11 protein-coding genes are annotated in these 16,677 nt (G+C 75.2%); 6 read left to right on the top strand and 5 right to left on the bottom strand.

What is annotated here, in order from left to right; genetic code table 11:
• Positions 1–93: 93 nt before the first annotated feature.
• On the bottom strand, positions 94–1,209 hold the full coding sequence (locus IG64_RS31130) for an ABC transporter substrate-binding protein (protein ID WP_037862242.1): 1,116 nt from the start codon (positions 1,207–1,209) through the stop codon (positions 94–96).
• Between the two features lie 295 nt (positions 1,210–1,504).
• Between IG64_RS31130 and IG64_RS37735 the strand changes: the two genes are divergently transcribed.
• Both IG64_RS37735 and IG64_RS31120 read left to right on the top strand, forming a co-directional pair.
• Positions 1,505–1,795 carry a hypothetical protein gene (locus IG64_RS37735; RefSeq protein WP_078884327.1) on the top strand — a complete coding sequence of 97 codons (291 nt, stop codon included), beginning with the start codon at positions 1,505–1,507 and terminating at the stop codon, positions 1,793–1,795.
• Between the two features lie 98 nt (positions 1,796–1,893).
• Positions 1,894–2,799, top strand: a complete 906-nt coding sequence (locus tag IG64_RS31120; protein WP_037862239.1) for a glutathione S-transferase C-terminal domain-containing protein — start codon at positions 1,894–1,896, stop codon at positions 2,797–2,799.
• Between the two features lie 739 nt (positions 2,800–3,538).
• Here IG64_RS31120 and IG64_RS31115 read toward each other — a convergent pair.
• Positions 3,539–6,103 carry a CHAT domain-containing protein gene (locus tag IG64_RS31115; protein ID WP_199811686.1) on the bottom strand — a complete coding sequence of 855 codons (2,565 nt, stop codon included), beginning with the start codon at positions 6,101–6,103 and terminating at the stop codon, positions 3,539–3,541.
• A gap of 172 nt (positions 6,104–6,275) precedes the next feature.
• Between IG64_RS31115 and IG64_RS31110 the strand changes: the two genes are divergently transcribed.
• The 3 genes from IG64_RS31110 (at position 6,276) to IG64_RS31100 (ending at position 8,835) form a co-directional block, all read left to right on the top strand.
• A complete protein-coding gene (locus IG64_RS31110) occupies positions 6,276–7,712 on the top strand; it encodes a S8/S53 family peptidase (RefSeq protein WP_037862235.1) in 1,437 nt (478 codons plus the stop codon).
• Positions 7,709–8,350, top strand: a complete 642-nt coding sequence (locus tag IG64_RS31105; protein WP_078884326.1) for an RNA polymerase sigma factor — start codon at positions 7,709–7,711, stop codon at positions 8,348–8,350. The genes IG64_RS31110 and IG64_RS31105 overlap by 4 nt, the downstream gene beginning before the upstream one ends.
• A 65-nt stretch (positions 8,351–8,415) precedes the next feature.
• On the top strand, positions 8,416–8,835 hold the full coding sequence (locus tag IG64_RS31100; protein ID WP_234438669.1) for a hypothetical protein: 420 nt from the start codon (positions 8,416–8,418) through the stop codon (positions 8,833–8,835).
• Between the two features lie 27 nt (positions 8,836–8,862).
• Here IG64_RS31100 and IG64_RS31095 read toward each other — a convergent pair whose 3' ends face one another.
• From IG64_RS31095 to IG64_RS31085, 3 genes are all read right to left on the bottom strand, one after another.
• Positions 8,863–10,146: a cytochrome P450 gene (locus IG64_RS31095; RefSeq protein ID WP_234438668.1), complete on the bottom strand. Its 1,284-nt coding sequence runs from the start codon at positions 10,144–10,146 to the stop codon at positions 8,863–8,865.
• 364 nt (positions 10,147–10,510) lie between these two features.
• Positions 10,511–12,730 carry an NADP-dependent isocitrate dehydrogenase gene (locus tag IG64_RS31090; protein WP_037862231.1) on the bottom strand — a complete coding sequence of 740 codons (2,220 nt, stop codon included), beginning with the start codon at positions 12,728–12,730 and terminating at the stop codon, positions 10,511–10,513.
• 419 nt (positions 12,731–13,149) lie between these two features.
• Positions 13,150–14,229, bottom strand: a complete 1,080-nt coding sequence (locus tag IG64_RS31085) for a mechanosensitive ion channel family protein (RefSeq protein ID WP_037862230.1) — start codon at positions 14,227–14,229, stop codon at positions 13,150–13,152.
• A 270-nt stretch (positions 14,230–14,499) separates the two neighbouring features.
• On the opposite strand from IG64_RS31085, the gene IG64_RS31080 reads away from it, so the two are divergent.
• Positions 14,500–16,539 (top strand): ABC transporter ATP-binding protein, encoded by a 2,040-nt coding sequence (locus tag IG64_RS31080; RefSeq protein ID WP_234438667.1) that lies wholly within the window; start codon positions 14,500–14,502, stop codon positions 16,537–16,539.
• Positions 16,540–16,677: the final 138 nt, after the last annotated feature.

Here is a 16,677-nt window from a genome sequence, read left to right as displayed (position 1 = left end):
GCACGGGCCAGCGGCCCGCGCCCGGGGGCGGTTGCGGAGAAGTCCGCAACCGCCCCCGACCGTCGCCGAGGCTCGCTCCGCGCCGGCACCGGCTCAGCCGGTGTGGAGGATCCGGAAGCGGTCCGGTTGCGCCGGGTCCCGGTCGACGACCTGGACCGGTGCCCACTCCCACTGCCACACGCTGATGCCCGGTGCGCGGGAGAACCGGATCGGCCCGCGGGTGCCCTCGACCGCGACGTGCGGCCAGGCCGCGGCGGTGCGCGCCCGGTCGTCCGTGCCGTGGGAGCGCAGCACGTCGGCGAGGACGGCGATCGTGTCGTAGCCCTCGAAGGCGACGAACGACGGGGCGGCGCCCGACTCCTCGCGCAGAGCCGTCCCGACGCGTGCGCCGAGGGGACCGAAGCGCTCGGGCAGGTAGCGCAGGAACGGGACCGCGGCGCCGTCCTCACCCAGCGAGGCCGCCCATCCGGTGAACTCGGGCTGCCCGGCCGGAGCCCCGATCAGGACACCGGCCAGGCGCGGGTCACGGCGTACGGCCCGGACGACCGGCACCGCCGGTTCCGGGTGACCGGCCAGCAGGAGCAGGGCCGTCGCGCCGCTGCCGGCGAGTTCGTCGCACAGCGCCGCCGGGGTGAGCGCGCGCACGTCGAGTTCGACGACCGAGCCGGCGCGCGGGGTGAGACGGTCCCGCAGGATGCGGGTGCCGGACGCCCAGTAGACGCTCGGCTCGGCCGCCACGGCGATACGGCTGTGGCCCGCGCCGAGGAGGAAGTCCGCGTAGATCCGCCAGCCGTGGGACTGCGCCGGGGGCAGCCGCGCGACCCAGTCCGTGGGCTGTTCGGTGAGTGCGTCGAAAACGGCCGACGAGCACAGGAACGGCACGCGCAGGGCGTCGGCCCTGGCGGCGGCGGCACGGGCGACGACGCTGTGGTACTCGCCCGCCAGGGCGGCCACGCCCAGGCGGGCCAGCTCGTCCACGGCTTCCGCGGCCCTGCCCGGATCGGCGGCGGTGTCCCTGACCAGCAGTTCGATCGGCCTTCCGGCGATCCCGCCCGCGTCGTTGACGTCCCGAACGGCCAGTTCCAGGCCGGCGAGCAGGTGCCGGCCCGCCTCGGTCCAGCCGGGGCGGGTGAGCGGCACGAGCGCGCCGATCCGGACGGGCGTCCCGCCGGCCCGTGCCGCTTCCGGTGACGATGATGGCGTGTGCATGCGTGGGCGTCTCGCGTCTTCTGTGGGACGAACCGGCCGCGGCTCGGCCGGCCGGATCGCGGAGTGAACGGGGGCGGCGCCGACAGTAGCCGAGCGGGCCACGGACTCCTGCGCCGCCCCTGCGGAGCGGTCCGGCCTCCGGAACAGCCGCTCGGGCCGGGGCCGTTCGGTGCGGTGCTCCCCTGGGCCGGGCCGGGAACCGGCGCGCACCCGCCGCCCGGTGGACGCCCCCTTGACTGCGGCTCCGGGCGGCCCGACACTCCAGAGAGGAATCCTAGTGAACGGGTAGGGAATCATGAGGCGCCTTGAGCCGGTGACCGGCCGTGCGAGCCGTACGTCCCGGCCGTCGCCCGCGCCCGGCGCGCCCCCGCGTGACCTGCCCCCGCGCGGCGCGCCTTCCCCGCCCGGCGCGCCTCCGGGCAGCCGGCGTTCCCCGCTCGCCGGGCCGCCGCTCGCCTCGCCCCTGCTGACCTCGCGCCGCCACATCGACCTGCTGCGCGTCTGCAGCGCGCTCGGCGCACCCGCCGCCGCCCAGGGCGCACTCGCCGCCCCCACCCCGCTCGGCGCCCTCCGCGCCCTCCGCTGAGCCGGGCGCCCCAGGTCCGCAGGCCCGGGGCCCGGTTCCACGCTTGACACCGCTTCCGCGGCGCGTGCCCCCGCGCGTGCCCGTACCCGGGGAGACCCATGTCCGTCACACCGCAGGCCGCCCGTCCCGCCACCCGCCCCGCACCGGCCTTCCGGGGGCGCATCGGCCGGGACGCGCGCAGCGGCCACTACGCCGTGCCCGGCCGCTACCGCCTCCACCTGTCCACGGCCTGCCCGCAGGGACTGGCCATCGCCGTCACGCACAGCCTGCTCGGCATCGGGGACAGCTGTCCGGTGACGTTCCTGCCGGCCGTGCCGGACGGTCCGGACGGCGGGCACTCGGCCCTGCGCCCGCTCTACGACGCGAGTGCCCACCGCCACCCGGGACCGGCCCTCGCGCCGGTCCTCAGCGACGGCTGGTCGGGCCGGATCGTCAGCACCCACGCCCCCGACATCACGCGCGACCTGGACCGTCACTTCGGCGACGGCAGGGCTGCCCTGTACCCCTGCGGCTCCGCCGACGCCGACGCCGACCCGTGGAACGACGTCGAGGCCGTCGAGCGGTTGTGCGCGCGGGGTGTCGAGGAGGCCGCCCAGCGCGCCGGGCGGGCGGACGGCGACCCCGCGGAACGCGCCGGGGCGCTCGACGTCCTGTTCCGTGCCCTGGACGAACTGGAGCACCGGCTGAGGGACCACGACCACGTCGCGGGTCCCCGGCTCACCGCCGCCGACGTGACGCTGTGGGTCACCCTCGTCCAGCTCGACACCGTGCACCGCCACCACCTCGACGCCCGTGCCGTGCACCGCGTCGCGGACCACCCCGCCCTGTGGGGCCACGCCAGGCGTCTCACCGCGCACCCGGCCTTCGGCACCCACCTCGACCTGGCCGGGACCGCCCGCCGCCACCAGGCCCGCTGCCGGGGCCGGGAGGCGGCCGGCGCGGCCGTCCCGATCCTCGACTGGGCCGCCCACGCGGACCGCGCCAGGCGGGCCGGCCGGCCCTGAGACCGCGGCGCCGGCCGGCCCGCCGGACCGGCCCGCCCGGCTGTCTGGCCGGCCGGTGCGCCTGCCCCGTCCGACGGACGGACCGGCGCCGACTTCCGCACGGACGACTGACTCGACTCGGAGCTGCGAACAAGACGGGCGCCCGGCTCGCGACGCCCGGCACGCACGGTCGCGGCGTTGCCGAGAGGCCCTGGCAGCTCCGCCGCAAGGACCTTCCGGTGCCTTGAGCTCGCACGCGCCGGGCGCCGCGAGCTGATCGGACTCCCCTTTCGTTCGCGGCTCTCACGGCTCGGAACGGCCGCGCACGGGTGCCTCGCACCCGCCCGGGCCGTACGGCCCCGGGGACTTCGGAGGGCCGCCGTCCGACCGTCGGGCGACAGGTGAGGGACATGGACGCAGCTCCCCGGACGGCCGCAGGCCTTGGCCCCGGGCCGCGTACCGGCGTCCGCGCCTGGTCGCAGACCGCGCCGTCGACCTGCTGCGGGTCAGCAGCGCGCTGTGCACCGCCGGGAGGCGCCCGCCGCCGGGACTGACGACCTCCGGCCCCGCGCGGCCCCTGGCCGCGCACCGCCCGGACCCGGCTTCCGGCCTCCGCTCGGGGGGGGGCGGGGGAGCGGTACGAGCGGGGTTCTCCTCCTCCGCAACCCCTGGTCCTCGGTCACCTCGCCACGCCCGGCCGCGCCTGCGGTTGCTCACCGCCGTCCCGCCCGTGCTCCGTCCGTCCTGCCGGCGGTCCCGCTCAGGCGGCGCCGAACGCGCAGAACGCCCACCCGGTCGCCTGGTGCGTCGCGTCGCCGGGCACGGCGGCCCGGGCGTCGCGCAGCGCCTCGGCCAGGGAGAGCCCGGCACCGATGCCCTTGTGCAGCGCGAGCATCAGCGGCACCACCGCCTCGTCGTTGACGGGCGCGCTGCACGCCACCACCCCGGCCGTGCCCAGCGGCAGCAGCGCGGTCACCAGACCGAGCAGCTCGTCCGCGCCGACGGAGGCGAACCGGGCCGTGTCGCAGCAGGACAGGATGATCCGGTAAGGGCTGCGGTCCAGGCGCTCGAAGTCGTGCACGATGAGCGGACCGTCCGCCATCGTCAGCGACGAGAACAGCGGGCTGTCCGCGCGGAAGGTGCCGTGCGCGGCGATGTGCGCGAGCGCGGCACCGTCCAGCTCCCGCAGCACCCGCGAGACGTGCGCCGCGCCCTCCTCCAGCACGGTCGCCGTCCCGTACCGGCCGGCCAGCTCCGCCACCTCCGCACCGCCGGTCGCGAGCCCCGGGCCGCGCACCAGGACCGGGCGGCCGACCGGCGGCGGCGCGGTCTCGCGCGCCCGCAGCCAGCTGCCCGCCGACGGGGACACGCTCAGCACCCGCTCGCGCAGCGCCGGCAGCAGCGCCCACGGCACCCGGTGCAGCGAACCCGGCGGCACCACCACGACCGGACCGGAACCCAGCTGCCCGGCGGCCGGACCGAGCAGCAGCTCCTCCAGGCGGCGGCCCGCCGCCTCCACCAGCGGCAGCCGGGCCGCCGCGCCGGGATGCGCCAGCCGCCGCAGTCCCGCCTGCACGTGCTCGGCCTCCGTCACCGCGTCCGCGAGCCGCCCCGCCTCGAACCGCCGTACCCGCCCCTGCCCGCACAGCAGCACGTGCACCCGCCCGTCCAGCACGGCCAGTTCGACCAGGCACCCGTCCCCGAGCCGCTCCAGCAGCCGGGCGGGCGCGAAGCGGTCGCCGCCGCCGGGCGCCTCGCCGCGCAGGTGCAGGGTGCGCGAACGGATCTCGCGCTCCAGGCGCCGCTGCTCGCGCTCCAGGGCGGGCACCGGATGACCGTCCTGCCGGGCCTCCTGCGCACGGGCCGCGATCTCGCGGAACGCGGTCAGACCGCTGAGCAGCGCCGGATCGGCGGGCGGCCGGGTGGGCGGCGCGGACAGCACGGTGGCCCGCCAGCGTTCGCTCCACACCAGCAGCCGCCGCGGGCTGCCGGAGGCCAGCGCCGCCTGCTGGGCCAGCGCGGCCAGTTCGGCGCCCTGCGCGGTCGCCCGGGCCCGCAGCTCGGAGGCGCCCAGCGTCATCCGGTGGTCGTCGAGCACGTCGAGACCGCGCCGGCACGCCTCCAGCACACCCCGGCCCGAACCGGCCGCCCGCGCCCGCAGCGCCTGCGCGGCCCAGCCCGTCATCCGGGCCAGTGGCGGCCCGCCGCGCCGGCTGCGCGCGGCTACCGCCAGATGCCGCTCGGCCTCCGCGGGGCGGCCCAGGGCGAGCGCGATCCGGCCCGCCAGCAGCGCCGCCTCGGGGGCGGCCGGCGAACCGAACGCCGCCAGCTGCCCGGCCACCGCCGCCGCGTCCGCGACCAGCCGCCCGGAGCGGCCTCCGGTGGCGGCCCGCGCCTCCAGGAGCACCAGCCGGGCGTGCGCCGCCCACCAGGCGCGCCGCTGCCCGCCGAACAACCGGACCGCCTCCGCCGCCCGGGCGATCGCCGTGTGCGGGTCGTCGGCCAGCCGCGCCGCGCGCGCCGCCGCCAGCAGCAGCTCCGCCTTACGGGTCGACTGCCCGCCCAGCCGGTCGAGTTCGGCGATCGCCGCGTCCGCCTCGGCCAGCGCCTCCGGCGCCAGACCGGCCGCCATCAGCACCTCGCAGCGCCGGATGTTCAGCATGAACGTCGGCGTGCCCAGCTTGGCGTACCGCTCCTCGGCCTCGTCGAGCAGCCGCAGGGCCGCCGGCACGTCACCGCGCCGGAACGCCGCCAGACCGCGGCTCTCCACGGCGTCCGCCTTGTCGTGTTCCTGCCCTGTGGTGTCCCACAGCGCCTCGGCCGCGGTGAAGTCGGCGTCCGCCCGCTCCACCGCGCCGAGCGCCAGGTGCACGGTGGCCCGCAGCGTCAGCGCCCGCGCCGTCCAGATCACGTCGTCGGCCTGGCGCAGCACCCCCACCGCGCGGCGCACGTCCTCCAGCGCCTCCCGGTGCCGCCCCAGCACCCACCACACGTACGCCCGCCGGTACCTGACCCGCGCCCGGGTGTGCCCGGTCCCGCGCGCCACCCCGCGCTCGAACGCCGCGAGCCCCTGCCGGGTGCGCCCCGCGTGCACCAGCGCCACCCCGAGCGTGGCCAGCACGTCGGCCTCCCGCTCGGCCGACTCCGCCCGCGCCGCCAGGTCCCGGGCCCGCCGCAGGTGCCGCAGGGCCAGCCGCAGGTCGCCGAAGTCCCGCTGCCAGATACCGATCACCTGGTGCGCCACCGACGCGTGCAGCGGCGAGGGACGGGAGTCGAGCAGCGCACGGGCCCGCGCCAGCGCCTCGCCGGGGTCGGCGAACACCATCGGCAGCAGGTCGAGCACCGATTCGCTTCCCGCTGTCACCTACCGGATGGTAGTGGTCCTCGTGCGGCCCCGGAACCGCGTCCCAGGGCTCCGGCACCCCGCCCGCTGTATCAACCGGGGCCCCCGCGGCTCTGACTGACGACCACCGTCCCGACGGGAGGACACGCGCGCCATGGCACCACAGCGTTTCCACGAGCAGTTCGCGCAGATCCAGCGCTCGATGCCGCACGTCCCGCTGGCGATGGGCCCGGACGACTCCGCCGAGTTCCTCTACGAGAAGGGCGTGGTCCTCGCGCGCGACGGCGAGGAGGCCCAGCTGGTCGAGGACACGGTGCGCACCCACTTCGAGGCGGCGCCGGAACTGACCGCCGACCGGGTGCGCCGGGCGGGCCCCCAGGCCAACCGCACCGGCGTCACGCGGATCCAGGTGGGCGACGCCGGGGAGGGCGGCCGCGGCGGCGACCTCGCCGTCGCGCACGCGCTGCGCGCCCTGCGCGAGCACGAGGGACGCGCCGGACGGCGGCTGGTCAGCCGCAACCACGTGGTGTCCATCGCGGTCAACGCCTGCCCCGGCGACGAGCCGGTGCCCGCACCGCGCACCGCGGGCACCAACCCCGCCCCCGACAGCACCCCCTACGACCCGGACACCGCCGTGGACGTCCTCGTCGTCGACACCGGACTCATGCACGACCACGGCGCCGTTCCGCTGCTCGCCCGCGTGCGCGGCGACCGCCAGGTCCGGGAGACCGACGAGAACGGCGTCCTGGAGCAGTACGTCGGGCACGGCACGTTCATCGCCGGACTGGTCGCCGCGGTCGCCCCCAACACCGACATCACCGTCCGCGGCAGCCTCAACGACGCGGGCGCCGTCCTGGAGTCCGACTTCGGGCACCGGCTGTTCGAGGCCGTCGACGCCGGTGGCTGGCCCGACATCATCAGCCTCTCCGCCGGCACCTCCAACGGCCGCACCGACGGCCTGCTCGGCGTGGACGCCTTCATGCGGGAACTGCGCGCGCGGGGAACCCTCCTGGTCGCCGCCGCCGGCAACAACTCCAGCGCCACGCCGTTCTGGCCCGCGGCCTACGCCGACCGGCCCGGCTACGAGGACTCGGTGCTGTCGGTCGGCGCGCTGCGCGGCGACGGCGAACACGGCGCCTGCTTCAGCAACCACGGCCACTGGGTGAAGGCGTACGCCCCCGGCGAGCGCCTCACCAGCGCACTCACCGGCTTCGAGACGCCCGTGCCGTACGTCTACCGGCACTCCACCTACGACGCCTGCCGGTTCGGCTTCCGCTACGCCTGCACCTGCCAGTGGCCCCGGCACGCCGGCCTGTTGAGCGAGGACGGCGACAGGACCCCGGCCAAGCCGGACCAGGTGATGTTCGACGGGTACGCGCACTGGAGCGGAACCTCCTTCGCCGCCCCCGTGGCCGCCGCCATGGTCGCCGCCCACATGACGGCCCACGGGGAACGCGACCCGAGAGCCGCCCGCCGCCGGCTCCTCGCCGCCAACCGGGAGTACGCGGAGGTGCGCGGGGCGCACGTACCGGCGCTGCGCCCGCCCACCTGGCGGCCGGTCCCCGTCCGACGGCCGGCTCCGCCGGCATGAGAACCGGAACGCTCCCCTCCACGGCGTACGATGACAGGCCGTACACGAGGGGTGGAACGGTGGACCGTGCAGATGTCGGCGTGCTCGTCCAGTCCGCGGTCGACGGTGACGCGGCGGCCTGGAAAGCACTGGTGGAGGGGCTGAGCCCGCTGGTGTGGTCGGTGGTGCGCGCCCACCGGCTCTCCGACGCCGACGGGCACGAGGTGTACCAGACCGTCTGGTTCCGCTTCGCCCAGCACCTCGGCCGGATCAGGGAACCCGACAAGGCGGGCTCGTGGCTGGCGAGCACCGCCCGCAACGAATGTCTCAGGACGCTGCGGAGCCTGAGCCGGCTGACGGTGACCGACGACCCGCACCTGCTCGACGGGGTCAGCGAGGTCGGGGCGCCCGAGCAGTCGCTGCTCGACGCCGAGGAGGCCGCGGCGCAGAGCGAGCGGATCCGGCGGCTGTGGCAGGAGTTCGAGAGACTCGGCGACCGCTGCCGCCAGTTGCTGCGGGTCCTGATGGCCTCGCCGCCGCCCAGCTACCAGGAGGTCTCGGCCGCGCTCGGCGTCGCCGTGGGCAGCATCGGACCTCTGCGCCAGCGCTGCCTGCGGCGCCTGCGCGCACGACTCGACGACGCACGGGGGACCTCGTGAACGACCAGACCGGCAACCACGACCACGACTGCGAGGGCGGTGACGTCACGGAGGCGGCACAGGGCCTGCTGGAGGAGGAACTGCGGCAGGCCGCCGCCGTCCTCGACCCGGTCCCCGACGAGCTGCGCCAAGTCGCCCTGGAGGCCTACGCGCTGCACGACCTCGACGCCCGGATCGCCGAGCTGACCTTCGACTCGCTGCTCGACGCCCTTCCGGTCAGGGGCTCCGGGGAGGTGCCGCGGATGCTGACCTTCCAGGCGGGTGACCTGACCGTCGACGTGGAGGTCAGCGGGGACGGCCTGCTGGGGCAGGTGATGCCGCCGCAGCCGGCCCGGATCGAGGTGCTGCACGGCCCCCGGCCCGGCGCCCGGCTCACCGCCGACGACCTGGGCCGCTTCGCCTCCCAGGCGCCGCCCGCCGGCCCGTTCGCCCTGCGACTGCGCACGGGCTCGGACGTGGTGGTCACCGAGTGGCTGCGGGCGTGAGCCGCGCGGGGGCGCCCGGGGCGGTCCTCACCAGGTGACCGGCAGGCTCTGCGGGCCGCGGATCATCGTCCTGCGGCGCCAGGCGACGTCGCCGGGCGGCACCGCGAGCCGCAGCCCCGGCAGCCGGTCGAGCAGGGTGTCCACGAGCAGTTCGGTCTGCAGCCGGGCGAGGACCGCGCCGGTGCAGTAGTGCGGGCCGTTGCCGAAGGCCAGGTGCGGGTTGGGGTCCCGGTCGGGGTCGATGGTGTCCGGGTCGGGGAAGACCGCCGGGTCACGGTTGGCGGCCAGGTAGGAGACGTAGACGGGATCACCCGCGGCGATGCGCACGCCGCGCAGCTCGACGTCCTCCAGGGCGATCCGGGCCAGGCCCACGGTGCTGCGGTGCGGGATGTGGCGCAGCAGCTCGTCCAGGACCGGGCCGCGCTCGGCGGGCCGCTGCCGCATCCGCGCCATCAGCTCCGGCCGGGTCAGCAGCAGGTACAGCATCTGCCCGCAGTTGTGGGTGACGGCCTCGCCGCCGATCTGCAGCGGCCCGGCCAGGCCCACCGCCTCGTCCTCGCTGATGTCGCCCCGGCCCACGGCCGCGCCCAGCAGCGACAGCACGTCCTGGCCGCCGCTGTCCCGGCGCGCCCGGATCGTCCGCGCGATCCACCCGTACATGCCCTCCTTGGCGCGGTCGGCGGCCTCGGCGCCCCCGCACATGGAGATGATCTGCCGGGTCCAGGTGTGCACCTGCTCCCGTTCGGCGGGCGGCACCCCCATCACCTCCGCGACCACCGCGATCGGGAAGGGTTCCAGGATCCGCTCCACCAGGTCCGCGGGCGGGCCGGCGCGCAGCACCGGCTCCAGGAGCGCGTCCAGGAGTTCCTGCGCGCGGGGCCGCAGCCGCTTCATCGCGCCGACGGTGAAGGCGCCGGCGACGGGCCTGCGCAGGCGGTTGTGGTCGGGCTGGTCGGCCCAGGCGAGCGAACCGGGCCGCGGCTTGAAGTGCGGGGCCAGCCGCGTCACCTGGCGGCCGGTGACCTCGGCACGGCTGAAACGCGGGTCGTTCGTGATCAGCTTGACGTCGTCGTAGCGGGTGGCCAGCCACGCCCAGCCCTCACCGTGGGGCAGCCGTATTCGGGTGATCGGTCCCTCGCGCATCAGCGCGGCGAGTATCGGGTCGAACTCCGGGCCGTCCAGGTCCAGTGCGGGCCACTCCCGCACCGGGGGCGGCGAGGGGGCCGGCGGTTCCGCGGTGATCGGCACGACCCGGGCGGCGGGCCGCGGAGCCACCCGGTCGGGTGAGGGCGTCGTGATCTCCTGCGTCATGCATCCACCCTCACCGCGACGGGAGCGCTTGTCGCGTGGGAGTGCTCCGGCGTTGGGCCGTGCGAGGGACCGGTGACGCCGGGCGCCGGGTCCGGTGACGGCGCGCGCCGCCTGCGCCGACGGCGCCGCGGCCGGTTCGGTGACCGCGTCGCTCCGGGCGACCGTATCGCTCCCGTGCCCCGGTCCCGGCGCGCGGCACGTCCGTCGGCGCTGGCGGTGACCGCGTCGCTCCCGGTGCGGTGACGGCACCGCACCGGCCGTCCCGGCGCGCTCCGTACGGGTGCCGCGGACGGCTCCGCCCCGGACCGCGTGGTGCGGGCCGGGGCGGAGCGGGCGGACCGTCAGGTCGGAGGTGTCACCCGGGTCAGCCCAGGGTCGCCAGCGTCTCGTTCCAGGTGGCCGACGGACGCATCACCTCGGCGGCCTTGGCCGGGTCGGGCTGGTAGTAGCCGCCGATGTCCACCGGCTTGCCCTGGGCGGCGATCAGCTCGTCGACGATCTTCTGCTCGTTCGCCGCGAGGGCCTCGGCCAGCGGCGCGAACGCCTTGGCGAGGTCGGCATCGTCGGTCTGCCGGGCCAGCTCCTGCGCCCAGTACAGGGAGAGGTAGAAGTGGCTGCCGCGGTTGTCGATGCCGCCGACGCGACGGGTCGGGGACTTGTCCTCGTTGAGGAAGGTCGCCGTGGCGCGGTCGAGGGTGTCGGCGAGGACCTTGGCCCGGGTGTTGCCCGTGGCCTCGGCGTACTGCTCGAAGGACGGCACCAGCGCGAAGAACTCGCCGAGGGAGTCCCAGCGCAGGTAGTTCTCCTTGACCAGCTGCTGCACGTGCTTGGGCGCGGAACCGCCGGCGCCGGTCTCGAAGAGGCCGCCGCCCGCCATCAGCGGGACCACCGACAGCATCTTGGCGCTGGTGCCCAGCTCCAGGATCGGGAACAGGTCGGTCAGGTAGTCGCGCAGCACGTTGCCGGTGACGGAGATGGTGTTCTCGCCGCGGCGGATGCGCTCCACCGACAGCTTGGTCGCCTCCACCGGGGAGAGGATCTTGATCTCCAGGCCCTCGGTGTCGTGCTCCGGCAGGTACTGCTCGACCTTGGCGATCAGGTTGGCGTCGTGCGCGCGGGTCGCGTCCAGCCAGAAGACGGCCGGGTCGCCGGTGGCGCGAGCGCGGGTGACGGCCAGCTTCACCCAGTCCCTGATCGGGGCGTCCTTGGTCTGGCAGGCGCGGAAGATGTCACCGGCCGAGACGGCCTGCTCGATCACGACCTCGCCGGCCTGGTCGACGAGACGGACCGTGCCGGTGACCGGGATCTCGAACGTCTTGTCGTGGCTGCCGTACTCCTCGGCCTTCTGCGCCATCAGACCGACGTTCGGGACGGAACCCATGGTGGACGGGTCGTAGGCGCCGTTGGCGCGGCAGTCGTCGAGGACGGCCTGGTAGACGCCCGCGTAGGAGGAGTCCGGCAGGACGGCGAGGGTGTCGTGCTCCTGGCCGTCGGGGCCCCACATGTGGCCCGAGGTGCGGATCATGGCCGGCATGGAGGCGTCCACGATCACGTCGGAGGGCACGTGCAGGTTGGTGATGCCCTTGTCGGAGTCGACCATGGCCAGCTCCGGGCCCTCGGCCAGCTCGGCGTCGAAGGACGCCTTGATCTCGGCGCCCTCGGGCAGGTTCTCCAGGCCCTTGAAGATGCCGCCCAGACCGTCGTTCGGGGTCAGGCCGGCCGCGGCGAACGTCTCGCCGTACTTCGCGAACGTCTTCGGGAAGAAGGCGCGCACCACGTGACCGAAGATGATCGGGTCGGAGACCTTCATCATCGTGGCCTTCAGGTGCACGGAGAACAGCACGCCCTCCGCCTTGGCCCGGGCGACCTGCGCGGTGAGGAACTCGCGCAGTGCGGCGACCCGCATGACCGAGGCGTCGACGACCTCGCCCTTCTGCACGGGCACGGACTCGCGCAGCACCGTGGTGGAGCCGTCGTCGCCCTTCAGCTCGATGCGCAGCGCGCCGTCCTCGGCGACGACGACGGACTTCTCGGTGGAGCGGAAGTCGTCGACGCCCATGGTCGCCACGTTCGTCTTGGACTCGGCGGTCCAGGCACCCATGCGGTGCGGGTGGGTCTTGGCGTAGTTCTTCACCGAGGCCGGGGCGCGGCGGTCGGAGTTGCCCTCGCGCAGGACCGGGTTGACCGCGGAGCCCTTGACCTTGTCGTAGCGGGCGCGGATCTCGCGCTCCTCGTCGGTCTTCGGGTCGTCCGGGTAGTCCGGCAGCGCGTAGCCCTGGCCCTGCAGCTCGGCGACGGCGGCCTTGAGCTGCGGGATCGACGCCGAGATGTTCGGCAGCTTGATGATGTTGGCCTCGGGCGTCTTGGCCAGCTCGCCCAGCTCGGACAGCGCGTCGGGGATCCGCTGGTCCTCGTTCAGGTACTCAGGGAACACCGCGATGATGCGCCCGGCCAGCGAGATGTCACGGGTCTCCACAGCCACACCCGCCTGCGAGGCGTACGCCCGGACCACCGGCAGGAAGGAATACGTCGCCAGGGCCGGGGCCTCGTCAGTGTGTGTGTAGATGATGCTCGAGTCAGTCACCGGGTGCTCCGCTCCACGTCTGCAACATTGCTCGACATCAAGATATCTCGTGATCGGCCTCGGCTCGACAGGGGTCCGCGCCGGATCCGGCCACCACACGGCCGACGGGCCGGATCCGCCCGCGCGGCACCCGCCCGGACCGTGTCCGTGCGGGCACCCCGTGCGTGCGGTGACCGGCGGGACCCCGCCGGTGCGGCGCCCGCCCGCGACCCCGGCCGTACGGGCACCCCGTCCGGATCCGGTTCCGTGCGGGCGCCCGGCCGGTGCGGCGCCTACCCGGCCGTCGTCCGCACGAGGACGCGGCCGTGCCGGGACCCGCCCGGATCCGGTCCCGTGCGGGCACCCGCCCGGACCCGGTCCCGTGCGGGCGCCCCGTCCCGGTCCGGTCCCGCGCGCGGGCACCCGCCCGGACCCGGCTCCTACGCCGAGACCGCGCCGTCCCCCGCGCCGCGCGGCTGCGGTATGACCACCGGGCTCTGCTGGAGCGCCACCGTCCGGGTCGGGGCCGGGATGCTGATGCCCTCCCGGCGGTAGCGCCGGTGCAGCCGCTTGATGAACTCGTGCTTGATCCGGTACTGGTCGCTGAACTCGCCGACGCCGAGGATCACGGTGAAGCCGATCCGCGAGTCCCCGAAGGTGTGGAAGCGCAGGGCGGGCTCGTGCTCCGGCAGCGCCCCGGTGATCTCGTGCATCACCTCGGCGACCACCTCCAGCGTCACCCGTTCGACGTGCTCCAGGTCGCTGTCGTAGCCCACGCCCGCTTGCACCAGGATCGTCAGCCGCTGCTCGGGCCGGGTGAAGTTGGTCATGTTCGTCTTGGCGAGCTGCCCGTTGGGGATGACGACCAGGTTGTTGGAGAGCTGGCGGACCGTCGTCTGACGCCAGTTGATGTCCTCCACGTAGCCCTCCTCGCCGGTGCTCAGCCGGATGTAGTCGCCCGGCTGCACCGTCTTGGAGGCGAGTATGTGGACCCCGGCGAACAGGTTGGCGAGGGTGTCCTGCAGGGCCAGCGCGACCGCCAGACCGCCCACGCCCAGGGCGGTGAGCAGCGGGGCGATGGAGATGCCCAGGGTCTGGAGCATCACCAGGAAACCGATCGCCAGGACCAGTATCCGGGTGATGTTGACGAAGATCGTGGCCGACCCGGCCACCCCGGAGCGTGACTGCGTGACCGTCCGCACCAGCCCGGCGATCACCCGCGCCGCGGAGAGCGTGACCACCAGGATCAGGAAGACGGTCAGCGCCTGGTGCACATGGTGCCGGGCGGCCCGGGTCAGCGGCAGGACCGCCGCCGCGCCCGCCGCGCCGCCCGCGATGGCCGCCCACGGCACCACCGTGCGCAGCGCGTCCACGATGACGTCGTCACCGCTCCAGCGGGTCCGCTTGGCGTGCCGGGCCAGCCAGAGCAGCAGCGTGCGCGACAGGAAGGCCACCGCCACCCCCGCCGCCACCGAGATCCCGGCGAGGACCAGATCGTCCAGGGTCACGGCGCGGTTCACCGGCCGCCTCCGCGCAGAGCGTCTGCACGATGGGTGGCCGTCCACGGCCGTGGGCGATGCTGCGTCACGTGATCACCTGCTCGATTTTCGGATGCGCGACCGCTCATCCTGCCCCATGCGCAAGGGTAGTTCGTACATGACCGGCGCCCGGGGCGCACGCCACCGGAGCCCGGGAGCCATCCGGCCGGCGCCCCGGGCGCGCCCGTGCGCCCTCACCCCCCGCGGCCCGGTGTTGACCTCAACGTTGCTTGAGGTCCTAGGTTCTCCTCCATGAGTATGGAGACCACCGCCTGGACGCAGCTGCACAGCGTGATGAACGCCCAGCAGGAGCGCCGCCCCTTCGCCCGCGAGACGCTGCGCCGCATCGGTGCCTTCGCCCGCCCGCACCGCCGCCGCATCGCCCGCTTCGTCGCCCTCGGAGTGGTGACCGCCCTGCTCGCCGTGGCCACCCCGGTCCTCGCCGGACGAGTCGTCGACGCGATCGTCTCGCGCGGCGACCGGGCCACCGTCGTCCACCTCGCCCTGCTGATCGCGGCCATCGCGATGGCCGAGGCGGCGCTCGGCATCCTCGGCAGACGCCTGTCCGCGACCCTCGGCGAAGGACTCATCCTCGACCTGCGCACCGCGGTCTTCGACCACGTGCAGCGCATGCCCGTCGCCTTCTTCACCCGCACCCGCACCGGCGCGCTCGTCTCCCGCCTCAACAACGACGTCATCGGCGCCCAGCGCGCCTTCAGCAACACCCTGTCCGGAGTGGTGAGCAACGTGGTCACGCTGCTGCTCACGCTCGCCGTGATGCTCACCCTGTCCTGGCAGATCACCCTGCTCGCCCTCGTCCTGCTGCCGGTGTTCGTGATCCCGGCCCGCCGGATGGGCAGCCGCATGGCCCGCATGCAGCGCGAGGCGGCCACCCTCAACGCGGCGATGGGCACCCGGATGACCGAGCGGTTCTCGGCCCCCGGCGCCACCCTCGTCAAGCTCTTCGGCCGCCCCGAGGAGGAATCGGCGGAGTTCGCCGCCCGCGCCCGCCGGGTCCGCGACATCGGCATCCGCACGGCGACGGCCCAGTCCGCCTTCATCACCGCCCTGACCCTCGTCTCCTCCCTCGCCCTGGCCCTGGTCTACGGGCTCGGCGGCTGGTTCGCCCTGCGCGGCACCCTGGAGCCGGGCGCCGTCGTCTCCCTCGCCCTGCTGCTGACCCGCCTGTACGCGCCGCTCACCGCGCTCGCCGGGGCGCGCGTGGAGGTGATGAGCGCCCTCGTCAGTTTCGAGCGGGTCTTCGAAGTCCTCGACCTCCAGCCGCTCATCGAGGAGAAGCCGGACGCCCGCGAGGTGCCCGAGGGCCCGGTCGCGGTGGAGTTCGACGGCGTCCGCTTCGGCTATCCGTCCGCCGACAAGGTCTCCCTGGCCTCCCTGGAGGAGGTCGCGAGCCTGGACACCCGGGGCGGCGCCGAGGTCCTGCACGGCGTCTCCTTCCGCGCCGAACCCGGACAGACCGTCGCCCTGGTGGGATCCTCCGGCGCCGGCAAGTCGACCATCGCCCAGCTGCTGCCGCGCCTGTACGACGTCGACGAGGGCGCCGTGCGCATCGGCGGCGTCGACGTGCGCGACCTGAGCGCCGCCACCCTGCGCGCCACCCTCGGCATGGTCACCCAGGACGGCCACCTCTTCCACGACTCGGTGCGCGCCAACCTGCTGCTGGCCCGCCCCGATGCCACCGAGGAAGAACTGTGGGACGCCCTGCGCCGCTCCCGCCTCGACGACCTCGTCCGCTCGCTGCCGGACGGCCTGGACACCGTCGTCGGCGAACGCGGCTACCGGCTGTCCGGCGGCGAGCGCCAGCGGATGACGATCGCCCGGCTGCTGCTGGCCCGCCAGCGGGTCGTCATCCTCGACGAGGCCACCGCGCACCTCGACAACACCTCGGAGGCGGCGGTCCAGGAGGCTCTGGCCGAGGCCCTGGCGGACCGCACCGCGGTGGTGATCGCCCACCGGCTGTCCACGGTGCGCGCGGCCGACCTCATCCTCGTCGTGGAGGCGGGCACGGTCGTCGAACGCGGCACGCACGACGAACTCCTGGCGGCGGACGGCCGCTACGCGCAGCTGTACCGCACGCAGTTCGCCCAGCAGCGCCACCAGGGCGGACAGCGGCCGGGGGAGCGGCCCGGGGGAGAGCCGCAGGAAGGGGACCGTTCCACGGAGGGGAACCCGTCCACGGAGGGGGAGCAGCAGCCGGCCGGCGCACCGCCGGCCGCGGACAGCCCGGTCGCGGCGGGGCCCGTCACCGACGGCGCGGAGGCGGTGGCGTAAGCGCGGTGCGCCCGGCCGGACCGGTGCACCGTGCCGGGGTACCGCGCGGTGCCCCGGCACGGTGCACCGGCTCGGGCCTCCGCGTACCGGGATCAGGACCGTCGTGCGCCCTGGCCCGGCCCCGCGACCGGGCAGGGG

It is taken from the genome of Streptomyces sp. NRRL S-340, assembly GCF_000720185.1.
Taxonomy (GTDB): Bacteria; Actinomycetota; Actinomycetes; order Streptomycetales; family Streptomycetaceae; genus Streptomyces.
This window is presented reverse-complemented; position numbering and strand designations above follow the sequence as displayed.